The sequence below is a fragment of the Micromonospora pallida genome (assembly GCF_900090325.1).
GTDB classification, from domain to species: Bacteria; Actinomycetota; Actinomycetes; order Mycobacteriales; family Micromonosporaceae; genus Micromonospora; species Micromonospora pallida.
In genome coordinates, this window is the sequence record NZ_FMHW01000002.1 from 2,683,535 (window position 1) to 2,699,474 (window position 15,940).

The following is a 15,940-nucleotide window of genomic DNA, read 5'->3' on the forward strand; positions in this document are numbered from 1 at the left end:
GCGTCGCAGCGCGGGGTGACGAGGCCGCCGGCCGGGATGGCCACGACCAGACGGCACGATGGGTACGTGGACATCGAGCCGATCGCCGCCGCGCCCGGGCAGGCGTTCCGCCGGGCGGCCCTGCGGCAGCGGTGGCAGGACGCCACCTTCCTGCACTGGGCAGTGCCGCCGGAGGTCGTCGCGCCCTCGACGACGAGCTGGTCACCGCCGCCAGGCTCCCGGCACCGTCCGGACCACCGGTGAGCGTGCTCCACTCCCCCGGCGTACCGGCGATGTCCGGCCCACCGGTCGTCGTCCGCTGACCGGACGCCTCCTCGCCGCCCGCCGCCGGTGGAATGGGATCATGACGGCATGGACATCTACGAGGACGCCCGGACCGTCTCCCGGGCGGATCTGGCCGCATGGTTGCGACAGCTCGCGAGTCAGCTGGAGACCACCGGACAGGTCTTCTACGGCGCTGCGGGCACCATCGCCGTCGCCGACCAGGTGCGGTGCGAGCTGGAGATCGAGCAGGAGGACCAGGACGAGTTCTCCATCGAGATCGAGTTCTCCTGGGTGAACCCGAAGGCCGCCACCGCGACCGACGCCGCTGGCGTCCAGAAGGCCGAAGCCGCCACGGAGGAACCCGAGTCGCCGGAGGACACGACCGGCGAGTAGTCCGGCAGCGGCCCCGGCAGCGCCGACGGGCGCGGCCGGGGTCACCGGTCGGGTCAGGCCGGCAGGCGCCAGACCTGGTTGGCGCCGCCGAAGCAGTCCCAGATCTGCAACCGGGTGCCGTTGGCGGAGCTGTTGTCGGTGGCGTCCAGGCACCTGTTCGACTGCGGGTTACGCAGGGTGCCGTTGGACTGGGCCTGCCAGACCTGGGCTCCCGTGCCGTTGCAGTCCCAGAGTTGGACCTTCGCGCCGTTGGCGGTCGAGCCGCTGGTCACGTCGGCGCACTTGCCCAGGGCCCGGAGGGTGCCGTCGGTGGCCACGGTCCAACTCTGCGCGACGGTGCCGTTGCAGTCGTAGAGCTGGATCGCGGTGCCGTTGGCGGTGCCGGCCGCCGCGACGTCCACACACTTTCCGCCGATGCCGGTGATCGGGCCGGTTCGCCCGCCCGGCGGCGGGGTGCCACCCATGACGGTGTCGTAGATCGCGGTGACCAGGGAGGTCGAGCCCGTGGTGTCCTGCGAGAGTTCCCAGTTCATCATCCCGCCCGCGTTGGCCAGCGCCCACTGCGTCTTGCGTTTGACCGTGGGGATGCCGTTGTAGCACTGCTGGACGCCGCCGACCGTGGTGCAGTCCCGGTTGGCGTTGGCCGGGTCCATGCCCACCAGCGCGGAGTAGGTGTAGTAGCCGGGCCGGCTGTAGAAGGGGACGCCGAGGACCGCCTTGCTGGCCGGCAGCCCGCGCGCCTTCCAACCGTTCACCGCGTTGATCGACCAGTCGTAGTTGGCGTGTGGGCTGCCGCCGTCGTACGCCATGATGTTCAGCCAGTCGACGTAGCCGAACACCGCGGTCGGCACGCCCTGCGCGTAGTAGCCCTCGGAGACGACGGCGGCGGTGAGCAGCTTGCCCCGACTGCGCAGGGCCCCGCTCAGTTGCTGCATGAGCAGGCTGAAGTTGGTGGCCGAGGCGCCGGGGTCGGGGTACTCCCAGTCCATGTCGACGCCGTCGAGGCCGTACTGGTTGACGAAGTTGACCACGTTGTTGACGAACGCGGTACGGGTGCCGGAGTTGGCGGCGAGCGCCTCGAAGGCCGAGTCGTCGCCGTTGTTCCAGCCGCCGATCGCGATCGACACCTTGACGTTGTTGCCGTGCGCGAGCGACACCAGCGAGGAGAGCTTGCCGGGATTCTCCACCGGACGGAGACTGCCGTCCCCGTTGGGCAGCACGAAGGCGTAGTTGATGTGGGTGATTTTGCCGTACTGGACCGTGTTGACGTTGCCGCTCCAGGATGGCATGTAGCCGACGCTCTTGAAGTTGTTCGGCAGGACGGCCGCCTCGGCGGGGGCCGGGGTCAGGGCGAGAGTCGCGCCGGCGGTGGCGAGCGCGAGCAGGCCGGCGGCCAGGGCCGACCGGCGGGGACGTGGTGAGGACATCGAGGGCCTTCCCGTGGGACAGGGCACAGCGCCGCGGGTCCCGGCCAGCGGCTGGTCGATCCAGCGCGCCGGCCGGACGTACGGCGGAGCAGGAACGGTCACCTCGAGGCAGCCCAAATACTAAAGACTCTTAACTACACCAGTCAACGACACCCATCAATAAATCACCACCGCGTCGATCATGGAGTTGTGGCGCCTGACTTACGGCTATTACGTGGTTTGTCTGGTGCCCCAACTCCATGATCGACGGGGCGGGGGCGGGGGGCTGGGCGTTCTACGCGGGTGGGGGCGCCTCGTACGAGTTGGTCGTGGGTGCGCCAGCGGGCGGTAGTTACGGCGCGGTCCGTTGCCTGGTCGTTGCGCTCGATACGGTCCCGGAGCAGGGCCAGGGCGAGACGGCGGTTCTGGCTGAACTGCCGCTCGGTGTCGACCACCACCACGAGTCCGGTGGGACGGTGGGTCGCCCGTACCGCGGTACTCACCTTGTTCCGGTGCTGCCCACCCGGCCCTCCGGTCCGGCACGCCACGATGTCGACGTCCGACTCCACGAACGGCGTACGCGGCACGTCGACCTGGCAGGGCTGGGCGGTGACGTACCAGTTCTTCCGGCCGACGCCCGCCCGGTAGGGGCTGGGCGCCTGCCAGCACAGCGTCCCGGTCCACGAGCCGACGAACGCCTCGGCCCCCTCCCCGGTGATCCGCGCCAGAACCGACCGGTACGTACCGGGCCGGTCGCCGGGCACGGTCTCCACCCGACAGGTCGTCAGACCCCGCCGGGCGGCGTCCGCCTCCAGCCGGCGCAGCAACTGGGCGACCGCCCAGGCGCACTCCTGCGGACCCCGCCCGGCGGACAGCAGCAGGTGGTGCCGTTCCCCCGCCGTGCTCACGACCGACCCCGGGCACGGCGGTCGTCCCGACGGTCCCGCCGGCCGCCGGACCGGACATCACCGGCGGCCCGGTCCGCCGTCTTGTACGTGACCAGCGGAACCGTCTCGACCACCGGGCTGGCCAAACCGTGCTCGGTGAGGTCGGTGATCACCTGCTCGATCCGCTTGTACGCCGTTGGCGCCTCCTCGAACAGCAACTGACGATCCCCACAGACCACCAGCGACCCCAACGGCGTACGGCGCAACTCCTCGACCGTGTGCTTGGCCCGGCCCCGGCGCAACGCGTCGGCCCGGGACATCTTGCGGCCCGCCCCGTGCGCCACCGAGAAGTTGGCGTCCGGCCCGGCGTGGCCGGCGACCAGGTAGGAGCTGGTCCCCCGGGTGCCGGCGACGAGGACGTCCCGGCCGTCCCCCGGCGCGGCGCCCTTGCGGTGCAGGTACACCCCGTCGCGGACCTCCACCAGGTTGTGGCACTGGTCCACGACCGGCTCGGTGGGCTTCGCCCCCAGGGCGTACGCGACCCGGGCGGCGATGAGCCGGCGGTTGAGCGAACCCCAACGCACCGCATCGTCGTGCCGGGACAGGTAGTCGGCGGGATCGGCGGCAGGGCCCGCACCGAGCCGCTCGGTGTGCGCCCGCAGGATCCGCTCGCCCAGGCCCCGCGATCCGCTGTGGACGATGAGGACGACGTCATCGGCGGCGAGCCCGAGCCGGGCCGCGTGACCCGAGTCGAGGACGGTCCGGATCCGCGCCAGCTCGACGAAGTGGTTACCCCGGCCCACCGTCCCCAGACCCTCGACGTGACCGGCGGGAATCTCCCCGGTCAGGGCCGCCCAGGCCGGGTCGTCGGCGTCCTGATCGGGGTCCAGCGCGCGGTCGAGGTCGGGGAACCGGCTGGCGAGCCGCTCCGGCACGACGCGCTTCAGGTCGAGCGGGAACACGGCGATGCCGCAGCCGATGTCGGAGCCCACCAGGTGCGGGTACAACACGGTCGAGGTCATGGCCGCGCCGATCGGGGCGCCCTTTCCGGGGTGCAGGTCCGGCATCCCGGCAACGTGGATCATGCCGTCGAGGGCGGCCACATGGTGGCACTGGTCGACGGCGTCGGACTCGATCCAGCTCCGGGCAGAGGCGAAGACGGTGACGGTGGCGGCTCCGGGGGTCGGGACGGACGAGGGCAGGGACTGCTGCTGCGACAAAACGACGCTCGCTTCTACGCGGAAAAGAAAACGGACGGACGCGACGGCTCACCCGAGGCGCGACACGGCGCGGTCGGGGCGTCGACTCAACAGGGGGATACAGCCCGTCAGAACGTCATGGGTCCCACCTTCCCGGAGCCCGTTCCCGGCCGGCAACCGGTTTTCGCCCGCGAGCCGCTGACCGGGCGCGCAGTCAGCGGGAAAAGGGCAGGCCAGCCACCGTGTGGTTGGCCACGACCTGCGGTCGTTGCGGGGGCGCGTGGATAGGCTGCGGCACCATGTGGCGAAGTTGGCGCCTGGCGGGCGCGATGCTGGCGGTGGGGCTGGCGGCGGCGACCCCGCAGCTCGCCCAGGGTTCACCCGGGTCCGGCGCTCTTGACTTCCTGCTGTTCGCCGCGCTTGCGGTGCTGTTCTCGCCGCTGCCCTTCCCCCGTTCGGTGAGCGCTGCCGAGGCGCAGGAGCGCGGCGCGGTGGACGGCCGGCCGATCGTCTACTGGCGGCCCGGCTGCCGCTACTGTCTGCGGCTGCGAGCACGGCTCGGCCGGGACGCGCGGACCGCCCACTGGGTCGACATCTGGCGGGACGCCGCTGGTGCGGCTGCGGTCAGGCGGATAGCAGGCGGCAACGAGACCGTGCCGACCGTCGTGGTGGACGGACAGCCGTACGTCAACCCCGCCCCCCGCTGGCTGCGCGACCAACTCCGGAAGCAAACGAACCAAAAGGCCGCCTAGCCTGGACAGTCGCGTGGGTCGCACCGAACGGGCTGGCGGGTGCGGTGGGGGCCGACGATACTGGGCTGGCGGGTGGCAGGCGACCCGGAACGGGCCCGCCCCACCCACCCAGCACCCCGAGATGGCGCGAGATGCCGGATCAGCAGTGGCACGCCGAGGCCAACGACGAGTGGCTGGCGGAGCGGCGGTCCACGGTCATGGCCTGGCTCCGGCGTCGTTTCCGGGTCCTCGGTGGTGTCGCCGGCGCGGTCTCCCACGCCGACACCGGCCCCTACGCGGGCGCGCCACGTAACCCCGACCTGCGGGTCGACAACGGCGACAGGTCCTACGCCACCGTCCGCTACACCACGGGCCAGATCGCCTACACCACCACCCACAGCTCGCTGGACGAGTGCGAGATCTGTGGACGACCGGTGGCGGAGACCCAGGAGATCACCTGTATGCGGGGCGAGCAGACGCACCGCCGGATCGGTTCCGTCCGCGCCTGTCGCAACTGCGCAGCCGAGTCCTGGCTGAGCCGGTCCCGGATGCCCACCGCGTCGCGGGCCCGGAAGCGGGCGAACCGACACGTGGTCTGATACCACGCGTACCGGCGGCCCGGTCCCGGGCGGCACGCCGGTGGTCGCCCGTGGGCCGTTACCCGGCGCCTGGCCGACGAGACGCGGGCAGGTCGGCCAGCCAGTGGTCCAGGGCCGCCGGGGACCGGAACAGCAGGACCGGCGGTCCGGACGGGTCGGCCTGCCAGGCCCGCATCCGTCGCCGGGCCCGAACGAACCCGGTCAGGTGCCACACCAGGACCGAGTCCCGGGACAGCACGCTGCCCAGCGACTCACGGTTGCCGTTGCAGATCTCCTCCCCCGTCACCAGCCGGCGGAGGGTACGGCGCAGCAGGCGCCAGAAGGAGAGCCAGCCCGGGTAGTCCAGGCCGATCACCAGGTCGGCGCGGGCCAGCGGCACGTCCCGCCACCCGTGGTACGCCCCGTCGAGGATCCACCGGTCGAGGCGGCAGATCGCCTCGATCCGGCTGCGCTGCTGCGGGACCGGCACCTCGACCCAGCCCGGCTCCCAGAGCAGGTCGTCGACCGGGTACCAGGGCAGCCCGAGGCGCTCGGCCAGCCGCTCCGCCAGGGTTGACTTGCCCGCGCCGTACACCCCGTAGACCAGGACGCGCGACGTCGCGGCGGTCGGGCCGACTGCTCTCGGACCCCTGTCGTCCCGTCCCTGATGGCCTGTCCCCTGCCCGGGATCGCGGCTGTCCACCGTGGCCTCCCCCACCTCGCGTAGAGCATCCTAGGACAATTCCCGCCAGCGTTGCGGGCGGGAACCCACTCAGACCCAGCCGCGTCGGCTGGCCTCGACGCCGGCATGGAACCTGGACTTCGCCTGGAGGGCGGTCAGCACCTCCTGCACACGGCGCCGGACGGTACGGGTGGTCGTGTTCAACTGCCGGGCGATCGCCTCGTCCTTCAGTCCCGCCGCCAGCAGCGTCAGGACCTGCCGGCCCTGCCCCTCCAGGGTGATCGCGTCCGCGCCGAGCGGCACCGCCCGGCTCCAGCACGCGTCGAAGAGCAGGACCAGCCCGTCGAGCAGGGGCGACGGACGCACCACGATCGCGGAGCCGTTCTGCGCCTCGCGGTCCATGGTGACCAGGGCGATCCGGCGGTCGGCGATCACCCCGCGGAACGGGATGTCCGGGTGCAGGCGCGCCTCCAGCCCGCGCAGCACGGTGAACTCGTCCGCCAACTGCTGGGGCAGATCCGCCGGATCACACATCACCCGGAACCGGACGCCCCGCCCCAGGATCGACTCCTCGGTGGGGGCGGCACCCGGCGTGTAGGGGGCATGGTCCAGCAACGCGACCTCCTCGGTCGCGTCCCGGAGGATCTGGTGGTAGCGGGCGCCCACGTTCTCCCAACCGTGCACGTGCTCCAGCACACCCCCGACCACCGGGTCGTGGTGCGCTTGCCGGAAGCGTTTCTGCAGTTCAGGGAGGGTCGCCCGGACGTCGTGCAGGGTGCGTTCCCGGCTACCCACCAAATCACGCAGGGCGTGGTCGGGCTCGGCGGCCGACCACTGTTCGGCGACCCCGGCGAGGGCCATCGCCTTGGCTCGCAGGACGAGCCCGTGGTCCCGCAGCCAGGCCAGGTTGGCCACGGTCTCGTCGACGTCGAGGCCGCACCCGGTCGCCAGTTCGGTGGTGGTCGCCGTCGTACGGTCGAGCAGGAACAGGTAGATCGCGGCCGCCGGCTCCGGCATGCCGAGCCCCGCGGACATGGACTCCCTCGCCGTCACCCGCCCACCTCTCCCCCAGGGCTCCCCGAAGCGGACCACGGTCGGGCACCGGCCGGTGACGAGCAGGTTCCCCGGTCGACCACGTCCACCCGGGCCGTAGATCGACTGGAACCCTATCGCAGCACGTGGCAGGCACTTTCCGGCGTACGCGACGCTGCCGGCGGCCCCGCTCCCCCCGGGCCGACCACGGCCTTCCTCAAGCGGACGGTGTCCGGAAGGTGAACCCCGGACACCTGTTCCGCCCGGCCCCTACTCCGACAGTCTTTGGCCAGCCCGCACGGCGACACGTGCGTGGAGTGGGAGGACGAACATGGCAGCGAGAAGAAGGCGCCCCTGGGTCACCGCCACCGTCGCCGTGGCGGCGGTGGCCTCCACGGTCATGGTGGGCCCGCCCGCCGCGTCGGCCACCGGGCCGACCGGGGCGGGGCCGACGAAGGCCGAGGTCAGCACGCACCGGATCACCCTCATCACCGGCGACATCGTCACCGTGACGACCCGGGCCGGGGACGACCGCCCGGCGATCAGCCTGGACCCGACCGGGCCGTCGCGGGGCAACGCCCAGGTGAACCACACCGACGGCGCGACCTACGTGGTGCCCACCGCCGCGACCGAGGCGGTCGCCAGCGACGCCGTCGACCTGGCGCTCTTCGAGATCGAGGGCCTGATCACGAATCGCCACGACGACAGGTCGACCGACTCGGTGCCGGTACTGCTGGACAACCGGACGGGCCGGCGGCAGCCCGTCCCACCGGGGCAGGCCCGGGTGAAGAACCGGCTGGAAAGCATCCACTCCGTCGGGGCGCGGGTGGCCAAGAGCCAGACCGCGGCCTTCTGGCGCGCCACGGACACGGTGGCCGAGCGGGACGCCGCCGCCGTCGGCAAGATCTGGCTCGACCGGACGGTCCGGGTCACGCTCGCCGACTCGGTCCCGCAGATCAAGGCGCCGCAGTTGTGGCAGGCCGGGGTCGACGGCACGGGCGTCACGGTCGCCGTGCTGGACACCGGCGTCGACACGAACCACCCCGACCTGCGGGGTCGGGTCTCCGTGGCGCGCAACTTCACCGACTCCGCCGACGCGGTCGACCGCCACGGGCACGGCACGCACGTCGCAGCGACCATCGGCGGCAGCGGTGCCGGCAACGGCGCCAAGGGGGTCGCCCCCGGCGCGGACCTCATCGTCGGCAAGGTGCTGGGCGACAGTGGCTCCGGAACATACTCCAGCATCATCGACGGCATGGAGTGGGCCGCGGAGAGCGGCGCCGACGTCGTCAACATGAGCCTCGGCACCTCCCAGCCCGACAACGGGAACGGGCCGCTCAGTTCCGCGCTGAACCAGCTCGCGGACCGGCACGGCACCCTCTTCGTGGTCGCCGCCGGCAACAGCGGCCCGAACACCATCGGCGAACCGGCCTCGGCGGCCCGCGCGCTCACCGTCGGCGCCGTGTCCAAGTCCGGCGCCCTCGCCGGCTTCTCGAGCACGGGGCCACGGGTGGGTGACTTCGCGGTCAAGCCCGAACTCACCGCACCCGGCGTCGACATCCTGGCCGCCCGGGCGAACGGGACCACCATGGGCACCCCGTCCGGCGAGCACTACACCCTGGCCAGCGGCACCTCGATGGCGACCCCGCACGTCGCCGGCGCGGCGGCGCTGCTCAAGCAGTCCCACCCCACGTGGGACGACGGGCGGCTGAAGACCACCCTGGTCAACTCGACGGACCAGGGAGCGTACCGGGCCGACCAGGGTGGCTCCGGGCAGCTCAACGTCGCCCGCGCCGCGACGCAACAGGCCCGCGCCATCCCCGCCACGCTCAACCTCGGCGCCGTGCGGTACGCCCCAGACGGCGGCTACGCCCCGCTGCGGGGTCAGGTCACCCTCCACAACGACGCGTCGACCGGGCGGACCTTCGCGCTCACCGCGACCGGGGTCGCCGCCACCGGCCAGCAGATGCCGGCCGGCTCGCTCGCCCTCGACCAGTCCACGGTCACCGTGCCGGGTGGTGGCACGGCCGTCGTCACGCTGACCCTCGACCCCAACCCGCTCACCCGGGAACGGGTCTACAGCGGGTTCGTCACCGCCGTCTCGAGCGACTCGACCGCCAGTCTGCGGGTGCCGTTCTCGGTCTACCTCGAGCCGGTCCTGCACGAGGTCAGGATCACCGGTGTCGGACGGGACGGCGCCAAGGCCGGCGGCCCGAGCCAGGTGGTCCTGCTCAACGAGTCGGCGGCCGCCGCCCCCACCCGGGCGCAGTTCGTCAACGGGGTCGCCACCGCGCGCGTCAAGCCGGGCGTCTACACGATCATCACGTCCATCTACACGTCGGACACCTCGGGCGCGTGGATCGAGAGCGTCGCCATGTCGTACCGGCCGCAGGTCGACCTGACCAACGGCGACACCGGCTACCTCCTCGACGCGCGGACGGCGGCGGAGGTGGTCGTCGACGCCGGCCGCCCGACCGAGCGCCTCGGCAGCGCGATCGGCTACCTCCGCGTACAGCAGAACCGGGGCTATCACGACTGGATGACGCTCGTCTCGCCGGACGTCAAGCACGTCCACCTCTTCCCGTCGGCGGCCCCGTCCACCGGCTCCCAGGAGATCACGATTCACTCCACCCTGGTCGCGCCGCAGCTCACCGCGACCGTGGCGGGTGGGCAGGGGCTGACCCTCACCCCGACGCAACTCGACGGCGCCCAGCGGTTCGAGGGCCAGGCGTCCCTGGAACTCGCCGACGTCGGGACCGGCACCGCCGAGGAGTTCCGGCGGGTCGACGTACGCGGCAAGCTGGTGCTCGCGGCCCGCTCGGACGTACCGATCGCCCAGGTCATCGAGACCGCCGCCACCCGGGGGGCCAAGGCCGTGGCGATCGGCAACGGCCGCCCGGGACGGCTGGTGGCCCAGGCCGGTTCGCGCTCCCTGCCGGCCTTCGCCCTCTACGGCGAGCAGGGCGCGGCCCTGTCCCGCCTCGCCGCGACGCGGGACGACGTCGTCGTCAAGCTCGCCGGCACGCCGTACAGCCCGTTCGCGTACAGCCTGGTCACGCCGTTGGCCTCGGTCGCCGAGGGGCCGCTGCGGCAGTCGGTCGACCAGCTCGACACGGCCCGGATCACGGCCCGGAACCACGCCCGTCAGGACACCACCGGGACGAGTGTCTTCTGGAACCGTCGCGCCTCGAGCTACTACTGGGTGACGAGCGAGGTGCCCACCCGCCTCGGCGCGGTGCAGGAACAGTGGGTGAGCGCCGACCCGCGCACCCAGGTCCAGAAGGGTCTGGCCCTCGGTGACGCGAAGTTCCTGACCTACGAGCAGACCTACCGGTCCTACCAGCCCGGCAGCCACCACACGGTGGACTGGCTCAGGGTGAGCAGCCCGCAGATCGTCGAGAACCAGCCGGGTTGGTTCGCCCAGGGTTACCAGAGCTGGAGCGGGCGGGCGTCGCTGACCCTGGCGGCGCGGCCGTTCCCGGACACCGATCCGACGCACATCGAGTTCGCGGACCTCGGCGACGAGTACTCGTTGACCCTGTCCCGGGACGGCGAGACGGTCGGCCGGGCGACCTACTGGTACGGGAACTTCACGATCCCGACGGACAAGGCGCGGTACGAGGCGGTCCTGGCCGCGTCCCGTTCCCTGCCCGGCTGGGGCTTCGCGACCCGGTCGACCACGAAGTGGACGTTCGAGGCGGGCGGCAGCACAGCGTCCAACAGCCCCATCTCGATGCCGCAGGTCGGCTACGACATCGACGCCGGGCTGGACAACCGGGTACGGGCCGGCATCCCGCAGACCCTGACGGTCACCGCTCGCCCGTGGCGCGCCGACGGTGCCGCCGTCGTCGACGTCACGGTGCGGGCCTCGTACGACGGCGGAAAGACGTGGACCCGGCTTCCGCTGAAGTCGACCGGTGACGCGGGCGCCTACACGGCCACCTTCACCGTGCCGGCCGGCGCGACGTCGTCGGGGTACGTGAGCCTGCGGACCACGGCGACCGACGCCACGGGACACTCGGTCGACCAGACCGTCGAGCGGGCCTTCGGGCTCGAGGCGCGGTGACGTCGCACTGACCGACCAGTCGGACGGACCCGTCGACCTATCCGACTGGGACTCCGAGACACCCGAACACGCGTGCGCCGGGCGTTCCCGCCCGGCGCACGCCCGTTCGCAGGGTCGCGTCAACTATCCACCGGCCTCTTGCACTCTACGGGACGCACTCCCGTAATATGCAAGCCACTTCCACAAAAACCGCGACGGCGGCGCATAGGGGAGGCAGCGGCCAGACTGTGGATCGCCGCTCTCCGATGCCCAGCGGACCGGAGAGGACCAGCATGCCGACGTTCGACGAGATCCTGGGTGACCGGCCGATCATGGCCATCCTGCGCGGGGTGCCGCCCGCCGAGGCCGTGACGCTCGCCGAGGCCGTATGGGACACCGGCATCGGGGCCGTCGAGGTGCCGATCCAGACGCCCGAGGCGCTGGACGCCCTCGCCGCCGTGGCCCGGGCCGGTGCGGCCCGTGGCGAGGTCGTCGGCGCGGGCACGGTGATCGCCCCGGAACAGGTGGCCCTGGCGAAGGCGGCCGGCGCCGTCTACACCGTCGCCCCGGGTCTGGATCTCGACGTGCTGCGGACCAGCGTCGCGGCCGGGCTGCCGCACCTGCCCGGCGTCGGCAGCGCCAGCGAGGTCCAGCAGGCGATGCGGGCCGGCTGCCGATGGCTCAAGGCGTTCCCGGCCGGCTCGCTCGGCGCGTCCTGGCTGCGGGACATCCGCGGCCCGTTCCCCGACGCGCTCCTGGTGGCCACCGGCGGGGTCACCGCCGCCAACGCCGCCGAGTTCCGCTCCGCCGGGGCCCGGTGCCTGGGCATCGGCAACGCGCTCACCCGCCCCGGCGGCCTCGCCGAGATCATGGCCGCCCTGACCTGACGGGCCGGCAACTCGGCCCGACCGGGCCGGGAACGGGCCGACCGGCCCGGCGACGGCACCGGATCGCACGTCGGGGTGCCGCCGCCGGCGGGCGGGGTCTCTGTCAGGCGGGGTTTCTGTCAGGCGGGCAGGAGCGGACCGAACAGCAGGCCCCAGTTACCGGGGACCCGACCCGCCGCGTGCTCCAGGTAGGCGCTGACCACCGTCACCTCGTCGGGTCGGGCGTCCGGGCCGTCAGCGCGGATCACGGCCACACAGTGGTCGAGGCAGTCGGGCAGCTCGTCCTCGGCGAACCCCAACCGCGCGTACGCCGGGCCGGCCTGCGGCGAGCCGGCCAGCGAGCCGTCCCAGGTCGTCGCGGCGGCCAGCAGGTAGAGCAGATGGTCGTCCGGGGTGAGCCGGTTCGCGCGTACGCCGTCCGTGGTGAACCGCCGGTCCTCCTCGGTCGGCACCAGGCTCGACTCCTCCGTGGCCCAACCGACCAGTTCCGCCCAGTACGCCGCGTCGTGCGCGCCGGTGGTCTGCCGCAGGTGCCGGCTGGCGAACGCGGCCATCACCGCCGGGTCGTCGATCAGCGGTGAGACGACCAGGTCACTGCTGAAATCGAAGCCGAAGTAGTAACGAACGCCGTCCAGGGCCAACGACTCGATGCCGCCGACGTGCCCGACCCGTTCGGGCAACGGGTCGGGAATCGACAGCCCAGTGGTCTCGATCATGGCACCGGATGCTGCCACAGCCGGCGGACACTTCCGACCGCCGCTGCGACGTCCGCTCCACGCGGAACCGGGGAGGGCGGCGCGCCCTCCCCGGTTCCTCCCGCCGCCCGGGTTCCCGGTCAGCCAGCGGTCGGGCGACCCCCGGGCACCTTGGACGGGCCGAGGTGCCGGGCGTACGCCTCGGTGGTGAAGAACGCCGGCAGGTCCTCACCGAGCGCGGTGTCCTCGAAGATCCGCGCCGCCGCCTCGGCCCGGTCCCGACCGGCGTCGTCGCGCCCCTCGCAGAGCGCGGCCAGTTCCTCGGCGAGGATCGATCGGACCAGTTGCTCGGTCACGCAGCCGCCGTCGGCCAGCGGCGTGCCGTGGTGCAGCCACTGCCACACCTGACAGCGGGCGATCTCGGCGGTCGCCGCGTCCTCCATGAGGTTCCACAGGGCCACCGCGCCGGTGCCGCCGAGCCAGGCGTCGACGTAGCGCAGCGCCACCGCGACGTTGGACCGGACTCCGACGGCCGTGACCTGCCCCGGCGTCTTGTCGACGGCCAGCAGGTCAGCTGCGGTGACCTGCACGTCGTCGCGGAGCCGGTCCCGCTGGTCCGGACGGTCGCCGAGCACCGCGTCGAACACCTCACGGCAGATGCCGACCAGGCCCGGATGGGCCACCCAGGAGCCGTCGAACCCGTCGCCGGCCTCCCGCTGCTTGTCCGCCCGCACCCGCTCCAGGGCGGTCTCGTTGACCGCCGGGTCGCGGCTCGGGATGAACGCGGCCATCCCGCCGATGGCGTGGGCGCCACGCTTGTGGCAGGTCCGCACCAGCAGCTCGGTGTAGGCGCGCATGAACGGGACGGTCATGGTGACCTCCGACCGGTCCGGCAGGACGAAGTCCGGCCACTGCCCGAAGTTCTTGATGACGCTGAAGATGAAGTCCCACCGGCCGGCGTTGAGTCCCGCCGAGTGCTCACGCAGCTCGTACAGGATCTCCTCCATCTCGAACGCGGCGGTGATCGTCTCGATCAGCGTGGTGGCCCGGATGGTGCCCTGCGGCAGGCCCAGGTAATGCTGGGCGAAGACGAAGACGTCGTTCCACAGCCGGGCCTCCCGGTGGGACTCCAGCTTCGGCAGGTAGAAGTACGGCCCGGCCCCGGCGTCAAGCTGCCGCCGCGCGCAGTGGAAGAGGTAGAGCCCGAAGTCGACCAGGCTGGCCGAGATCGGCCGCCCGTCCACCGCGATGCCCTTCTCCACCAGGTGCCAGCCCCGGGGCCGGACCACGATCGTCGCCAACTCCGTGCCGAGGGCGTACCGCTTGCCGCGCGGGTCGGTGAAGTCGATCCGCCGGTCCAGGGCGTCCATCAGGTTGAGTTGACCGCCGATGGCGTTGTGCCAGGTCGGGGCGGTGGCGTCCTCGAAGTCGGCGAGCCACACCCGGGCCCCGGAGTTGAGCGCGTTGACGGTCATCTTGCGGTCGGTCGGCCCGGTGATCTCGACCCGGCGGTCGACCAGTCCGGGGGCGGGCGGTGCCACCTGCCAGGTGGGGTCGGCGCGGATGTGCGCGGTCTCCGGGAGGAAGTCGGGAAGCTGGCCGGTGGCGAACCGGGCCCGGCGGGCCCGGCGGGTGTCCAGCAGCGCCACCCGGCGGGCGGAGAACTCGCTGTCCAGCGCGACCAGGAACTCCAGCGCCTCGGTGGTGAGGACCTCGTCGAAGCGGTCCGCCAGCGGACCGATGATCTCGTATCTCACGCGAACTGCTCCTCTTCGGTGGAGCCGCGCAGGGCGGTGGTCTCGGCGGCCGGGTTGAGCACGGTGCTGATCAGGTCGAAGTAGCCGGTGCCCACCTCGCGCTGGTGCTTGACGGCGGTGTAGCCGGTCGCCTCGGCGGCGAACTCCCGCTCCTGCAACGAGACGTACGCGGACATGCCGTCGCTGGCGTAACCGCGGGCCAGGTCGAACATCGAGTAGTTCAGGGCGTGGAAGCCGGCCAGGGTGATGAACTGGAACTTGTACCCCATGTGGCCGAGTTCCCGCTGGAACTTGGCGATGGTCGCGTCGTCGAGGTGCTTGCGCCAGTTGAACGACGGCGAGCAGTTGTAGGCCAGGAGCTGGTCCGGGTACTGGTCCTTGATCGCCTCGGCGAACCCGCGGGCGACCTCGAGGTCCGGGGTGCTCGTCTCCATCCAGATCAGGTCGGCGTGCGGGGCGTACGCCAGGCCGCGGGCGATGCACGGCTCGACGCCGTTGCGGACCCGGTAGAAGCCCTCGGCGGTCCGCTCGCCGGTGACGAACGGCTGGTCCCGCTCGTCCACGTCGGTGGTGAGCAGCGTGGCGGCCTGGGCGTCGGTCCGGGCGATGACCACCGACGGCACGCCGGCGACGTCGGCGGCGAGCCGGGCCGCCTCCAGGGTGCGGATGTGCTGCCCGGTGGGGATGAGCACCTTGCCGCCGAGGTGGCCGCACTTCTTCTCGGCGGCGAGCTGGTCCTCCCAGTGCACGCCGGCCGCGCCGGCCGCGATCATCGCGGTCATCAGCTCGTACGCGTTGAGCGGGCCGCCGAACCCGGCCTCGGCGTCGGCGACGATCGGGGCCAGCCAGTCGGTCCCGTTGACGTCTCCCTCGGCGGTGGTGATCTGGGCGGCCCGGAGCAGGGCGTTGTTGATCCGGCGCACCACCGCCGGCACCGAGTTGGCCGGGTAGAGGCTCTGGTCGGGGTAGGTGTGCCCGGCGAGGTTGGCGTCCGCCGCCACCTGCCAGCCGGAGAGGTAGATCGCCTTCAGGCCGGCCCGGACCATCTGCACGGCCTGGTTGCCGGTGAGCGCGCCGAGCGCGTGGACGTAGTCCTCGCTGTGCAGCAGCCGCCAGAGGCGGTTCGCCCCGTGCCGGGCGAGGGTGTGCTCCTCCTGGATCGCGCCGCGCAGTCGGACCACGTCCTCCGCGCGGTAGCTGCGCCGCACTCCCTGCCAGCGCGGGTCGGTGTCCCATTCCTGGCGCAACTGCTCGACTGCGGTGTTCATGTTCTCGTCCCTCCGTGTCGGTGCTGCCGGACACCGTGTGCCGCGAGTCGACGCTGGCGCGCTGCGGGCCGAACGGATCGGCGCTGGTGAACCGGTGTACGCCCACGGTCACACAG

The 15,940-nt window shown here is 72.3% G+C and carries 14 protein-coding genes; 6 read left to right on the plus strand and 8 right to left on the minus strand.

Annotated features, from left to right (window positions below):
- Positions 1-66 precede the first annotated feature (66 nt).
- Positions 67-243: a DUF2071 domain-containing protein gene (locus GA0074692_RS33910; RefSeq protein WP_176738389.1), complete on the plus strand. Its 177-nt coding sequence runs from the start codon at positions 67-69 to the stop codon at positions 241-243.
- Between the two features lie 108 nt (positions 244-351).
- On the plus strand, positions 352-657 hold the full coding sequence (locus tag GA0074692_RS10840; RefSeq protein ID WP_091642729.1) for an amphi-Trp domain-containing protein: 306 nt from the start codon (positions 352-354) through the stop codon (positions 655-657).
- Positions 658-710: 53 nt separating this feature from the next.
- Here GA0074692_RS10840 and GA0074692_RS10845 read toward each other — a convergent pair whose 3' ends face one another.
- The 3 genes from GA0074692_RS10845 to GA0074692_RS10855 form a co-directional block, all read right to left on the minus strand.
- Positions 711-2,084: a glycosyl hydrolase family 18 protein gene (locus GA0074692_RS10845; RefSeq protein ID WP_091642732.1), complete on the minus strand. Its 1,374-nt coding sequence runs from the start codon at positions 2,082-2,084 to the stop codon at positions 711-713.
- Positions 2,085-2,263: 179 nt separating this feature from the next.
- The gene (gene prfH / locus GA0074692_RS10850) at positions 2,264-2,971 is read right to left on the minus strand and encodes a peptide chain release factor H (protein ID WP_091642736.1); all 708 of its coding nucleotides are present in this window, start codon (positions 2,969-2,971) and stop codon (positions 2,264-2,266) included.
- Complete coding sequence (locus GA0074692_RS10855) at positions 2,968-4,170, minus strand: RNA ligase RtcB family protein (RefSeq protein ID WP_091642740.1); 1,203 nt, start codon at positions 4,168-4,170, stop codon at positions 2,968-2,970. The genes prfH and GA0074692_RS10855 overlap by 4 nt, the downstream gene beginning before the upstream one ends.
- Before the next feature lie 278 nt (positions 4,171-4,448).
- Between GA0074692_RS10855 and GA0074692_RS10860 the strand changes: the two genes are divergently transcribed.
- Positions 4,449-4,901 (plus strand): glutaredoxin domain-containing protein, encoded by a 453-nt coding sequence (locus tag GA0074692_RS10860; protein ID WP_091642742.1) that lies wholly within the window; start codon positions 4,449-4,451, stop codon positions 4,899-4,901.
- Between the two features lie 131 nt (positions 4,902-5,032).
- A complete protein-coding gene (locus GA0074692_RS10865) occupies positions 5,033-5,479 on the plus strand; it encodes a hypothetical protein (RefSeq protein WP_091642746.1) in 447 nt (148 codons plus the stop codon).
- Positions 5,480-5,537: 58 nt separating this feature from the next.
- Here GA0074692_RS10865 and GA0074692_RS10870 read toward each other — a convergent pair whose 3' ends face one another.
- Positions 5,538-6,065: a P-loop NTPase family protein gene (locus tag GA0074692_RS10870; protein ID WP_091653231.1), complete on the minus strand. Its 528-nt coding sequence runs from the start codon at positions 6,063-6,065 to the stop codon at positions 5,538-5,540.
- A gap of 165 nt (positions 6,066-6,230) precedes the next feature.
- The gene (locus tag GA0074692_RS10875) at positions 6,231-7,193 is read right to left on the minus strand and encodes a LuxR C-terminal-related transcriptional regulator (protein ID WP_141725231.1); all 963 of its coding nucleotides are present in this window, start codon (positions 7,191-7,193) and stop codon (positions 6,231-6,233) included.
- Between the two features lie 310 nt (positions 7,194-7,503).
- On the opposite strand from GA0074692_RS10875, the gene GA0074692_RS10880 reads away from it, so the two are divergent.
- Together GA0074692_RS10880 and GA0074692_RS10885 are read left to right on the plus strand one after the other, a co-directional pair.
- Positions 7,504-11,238 carry a S8 family peptidase gene (locus GA0074692_RS10880; RefSeq protein WP_091642754.1) on the plus strand — a complete coding sequence of 1,245 codons (3,735 nt, stop codon included), beginning with the start codon at positions 7,504-7,506 and terminating at the stop codon, positions 11,236-11,238.
- A gap of 272 nt (positions 11,239-11,510) precedes the next feature.
- Positions 11,511-12,104: a bifunctional 4-hydroxy-2-oxoglutarate aldolase/2-dehydro-3-deoxy-phosphogluconate aldolase gene (locus GA0074692_RS10885; RefSeq protein WP_091642758.1), complete on the plus strand. Its 594-nt coding sequence runs from the start codon at positions 11,511-11,513 to the stop codon at positions 12,102-12,104.
- Between the two features lie 119 nt (positions 12,105-12,223).
- Here GA0074692_RS10885 and GA0074692_RS10890 read toward each other — a convergent pair whose 3' ends face one another.
- From GA0074692_RS10890 to aceA, 3 genes are all read right to left on the minus strand, one after another.
- A complete protein-coding gene (locus GA0074692_RS10890) occupies positions 12,224-12,820 on the minus strand; it encodes a hypothetical protein (protein ID WP_091642760.1) in 597 nt (198 codons plus the stop codon).
- A 119-nt stretch (positions 12,821-12,939) separates the two neighbouring features.
- A complete protein-coding gene (gene aceB, locus GA0074692_RS10895) occupies positions 12,940-14,556 on the minus strand; it encodes a malate synthase A (protein ID WP_091642764.1) in 1,617 nt (538 codons plus the stop codon).
- Positions 14,553-15,824, minus strand: a complete 1,272-nt coding sequence (gene aceA, locus GA0074692_RS10900; RefSeq protein ID WP_091642769.1) for an isocitrate lyase — start codon at positions 15,822-15,824, stop codon at positions 14,553-14,555. The genes aceB and aceA overlap by 4 nt, the downstream gene beginning before the upstream one ends.
- Positions 15,825-15,940 lie beyond the last annotated feature (116 nt).